Annotated in this window: 3 protein-coding genes; all 3 read left to right on the top strand. The window is 73.1% G+C overall.

The features are described from left to right. Positions 1-212: 212 nt before the first annotated feature. Complete coding sequence (locus E1285_RS43780; RefSeq protein WP_132160810.1) at positions 213-1,469, top strand: pitrilysin family protein; 1,257 nt, start codon at positions 213-215, stop codon at positions 1,467-1,469. Further along, positions 1,466-2,839: a pitrilysin family protein gene (locus E1285_RS43785; RefSeq protein WP_132160811.1), complete on the top strand. Its 1,374-nt coding sequence runs from the start codon at positions 1,466-1,468 to the stop codon at positions 2,837-2,839. Before E1285_RS43780 ends, E1285_RS43785 begins: the two co-directional genes overlap by 4 nt. Before the next feature lie 207 nt (positions 2,840-3,046). Then, positions 3,047-3,840: sporulation protein (locus E1285_RS43790; protein WP_165967032.1), on the top strand; the 794-nt coding region annotated here is incomplete at its 3' end.

Below are 3,840 nucleotides of genomic sequence, written 5' to 3' on the forward strand. Positions count from 1 at the left end.
GCCTCCCCCCTCGCGGTCTCGTCCCTGTTCGCCCGGGTTTGAGCGGATTCGCTGGTGACGGGTTATCCACAGTTCGCGGGGGCGCGCCCCCGGCCGCGGTCACCCGGTACGGTGAGACCGAGATCAAGCCCGCCGCCCGGGCACGTCCCGCGTCCCGCCGACGCGCGCGGTGCTGTCCGCCGGCCGACCCATCGAACGGACGGGAGCGCTCCGTGGCAGAACAGCCGCTGCATGAGCACACGCTCGGCAATGGCCTCCGCGTGGTGGTCTGCGAGGACCACGTCGTACCACTGGCCGCCGTGAACATCTGGTACGGAGTGGGCTCGCGGCACGAGCAGGCCGGGCGCACCGGCCTCGCCCACCTCTTCGAGCACCTGATGTTCCAGGGCTCGGCGAACGTCGCCGAAGGCGAGCACGCCGCGCTGCTGGAGAGCGCCGGCGCGGCCTTCAACGCCAGCACGTCGTTCGAGCGCACGAACTACTACGAGACCGTGCCGGTCAGCCACCTGGAGCTCGCGCTCTGGCTGGAGGCCGACCGGATGGGCACGCTGCCCGCCGCGCTCACCCAGGTCAACCTCGACAACCAGCGCGACGTCGTGAAGAACGAGCGCCGCCAGCGCTACGACAACCAGCCCTACGGGACGGCGTTCGAGCGGCTGTGCGCCCTCACGTTCCCCGAAGGCCACCCCTACGCGCACACCCCGATCGGCTCCATGGACGACCTGGACGCCACCACGCTCGAAGACTGCGCGGACTTCTTCGCCACCTGGTACGCGCCGGGCAACGCGGTCCTGTCCGTCGTCGGCGACGTCGACCCGGAGAAGACGCTGGAGGCGGTGGAGCGCTACTTCGGCGGACTGCCCACCGGCCCGGAGAAGCCGCCCGCGCGCCCCGGCGATCTCGGGCCGCTGACCGGCATCCGCGGGGAGACGCTCGACGAGGAGGTCCCCTCCCCCGCCTACTTCGCGATGTTCACGCTGCCCACCGACGGCGGCGACGACGTCGAGGCCGCCGAGCTGGCGGTCGAGATCCTCGGCGGCGGCTCCGGCTCCCGCCTGTACGACCGGATGGTGCGGCGCGACGAGATCGCCACCGAGGTGTGGGCCGGGGTGACGCGGCTGGCGTCCGGCCAGTCCCTGGCGATCGTGGACGCGATCGGGCCGGAACCGGACAAGATCGCCGCCGTGCTGGACGAGGAACTCCGGCGGTTCGCGGCCGAGGGGCCGGACGCCGACGAGACCGCCCGCGCCACCGCCCAGGCCGAACGCGGCTTCCTGGAGCAGACCGAGACCGTCACGGGCCTGGCCAACGCGCTGTCGCAGAACGCCACGCAGTTCGACGACCCGGCCCGGGTCTTCACCGCCCCCGGCCGCGCCGCCGCCGTCACCGGGGACGCGATCAAGGAGATGGCGGGCCGCTGGCTGGCGCCGGGAGCCCGCACCGCCCTGACCTACGGAGGCACCTCGTGAGCAGCGGCCTGGACCTGCAGCCCCGCCCCGTCCCCGGGCCCGTCCCGGCCTGGGCGTTCCCGTCCGGCACCGCGGGCCGCGTCCCGGCCGGCCCGGCGACGCTGCGCTGCGACCTGCCCGGCCGCCGCCTCGCCGCGGTCCGGCTCGTCCTGCACGCGGGCGCGGGCCGTGAGCCCCGCGGGGACGGCCATCCCCTGGACGGCGTGGCGACGCTGGCGGCGCACGCGCTGACGGAGGGCACCGAGCCGGGCGGCGGTACCGCGCTGACCGCCGCGTTCGAGCGGCTCGGCGCCAGCTTCTTCGCCCACGCGGACCTGACCGCGCTGCGGATCGCGCTGGACGTCCCGACGACGCGGCTCGGCGCGGCCATGGAGCTGTTCTCCGAGGTCGTGCGGCGGCCCGCGCTGGACGACGCCGACGTGCGGCGCCTCGTCCGCGAACGGCTGGAGGAGATCGCGCAGGAGGACGCCGACCCGGGATCGCGCGCGATGCGCGAACTGCGCGCGGTGCTGTTCCCGCCGGAGGCGCGGGCCTCCCGCCCGACCGGCGGCACCCGCACCTCGGTCGGGGCGCTGCAGGGTTCGGACATTCGCGACTTCTACGGCTCCGTGGTGCCCGCTGAGGCCACCGCGGTCGTCGCCGGTGATCTCTCCGGGGTGGACGCCGACGGGGCGCTCACGGCCGCCCTGGCGGGCTGGGCGGGTACCGGCGAGCCGCTGCCCACCGCCGACCGGATCATGCCGGAGTCGGGTGCCAGGATCGTCGTCGTCGACCGTCCGGGCTCGGTGCAGACCTACCTCAGCTTCGGCCACGGCGTCCCCGACCGGTCCCACCACGACTGGCCGTCGCTGACCGTCGCGGCGCACGTGCTCGGCGGCGGGCTCACGTCCCGGCTCAACGCGAAGCTCCGCGAGGAGAAGGGCTACACCTACGGGATGCGCGCCGGCCTGCTGCGGATGCGGCACTGCGGCGTCTTCATCGCCCAGGGCGCCGTCCACACCGAGGTCACCGCCGACGCCGTCTCCGACGCGCTGACCGAACTGCGCGGCATCGTGTCCCGGGGCATCGACGCCGACGAGCACGGTTCGTCCGTCCGCGCGCTGGCCGACCGGGCCCCCGCCGAGTACGAGACGGCCCGCTCCGTCGCCGCCGAACTGGCCGACGTGTCCGCGAACGGCCTGGGCGCCGACTACCCGAGCGCCTACCTGGCCGCCGTCCGCGCCTCCACCCCGGACGGCGTGGCCCGCACCTACCGCAAGCACATAGACCCCGAGGGCCTGACCATCATCGCCGTCGGCGACGCCGGCCAGATCCGCGCCCCTTTGGAGAACCTCGGCTACGCCCCCGTAACCGTGACCGCCAAGGAATAACCCCACCCGCTCACCCCCGTCCCGGTGAGTCGGCGGGGGTGGATTGTGTGGCTTGGTGGATGAAAAGGATTGAGTATCTGCTTCGTCATGTGAACCGATGGCATGGTGGAGTAGGTCTAACTCGCGTTGGCGGCTTGCGTGCGCCGACACATGCGGGCTGACTTGCGCGGGGAATGGTCCTCGCGGTCAGGAGAGGGGAACGGGCCGTTGTCCTACGGGCATATGGCGGGCGGCGGACCGTCTGTCGACACGATCCTGTCGGAGCCGAACTGCAAGCCCGGCGGGGTCGTGGCGGGCAAGGTGCATCTGCGCGGCGGACCCCAGCCCGTGGAGATCCGGCACGTGACGCTCGCGCTCATGCCGCGCATGCAGAACGGCTACGGCGGGGAGAAGGCCGGGCCGGAGGTGTACCGGGGCGCCCTCACGCGCGGTTTCCGGCTGGACACCGCACAGCAGCGCGACCTGGCGTTCTCCATCCCGCTGCCGTACGAGCTCCCGTTCACCACCGTGCTCGGGCACGAACTCCCGGGCTTCACCATCGGGATGTGCACCGAGGTCGACGCGGCCGGGCAGCCCGACCCCGGGGACATCGACCCGATCTCCGTAGAGCCGCTCGAGTCCCAGCAGTGGGTGCTCGCCGCGATCGCCCGGCTCGGCTTCCAGATCTCGAACGTGACGTTCGAGTCGTCCAAGCTGCGGGGCGTCGCCCAGCAGCTGCCGTTCCACCAGGAGATGCACCTCAACCCGCCGACGTCGTACCAGGGACGGATCGACAAGGTCGGACTCAGCTTCGTCGCGAGCCCGCGCACCATGTCGTTCGTGCTGCGCGCCGAAGACCGCGAGGCTCCATCGGACGAGTCGTTCGGCGTGTTCTCGGTCCCGCACGCCGAGGCTGGCGAAACCGACTGGAACGCCAAGATCGGTCAGTGGCTGGAGGCAGCGGTCGCCCTCCCGCGCTCGTCCCACTCCGGCTCCGGCGCGGCCCACGGCACCCCGCCCCC

This window comes from Actinomadura sp. 7K507 (assembly GCF_004348425.1).
GTDB lineage: Bacteria > Actinomycetota > Actinomycetes > Streptosporangiales > Streptosporangiaceae > Spirillospora.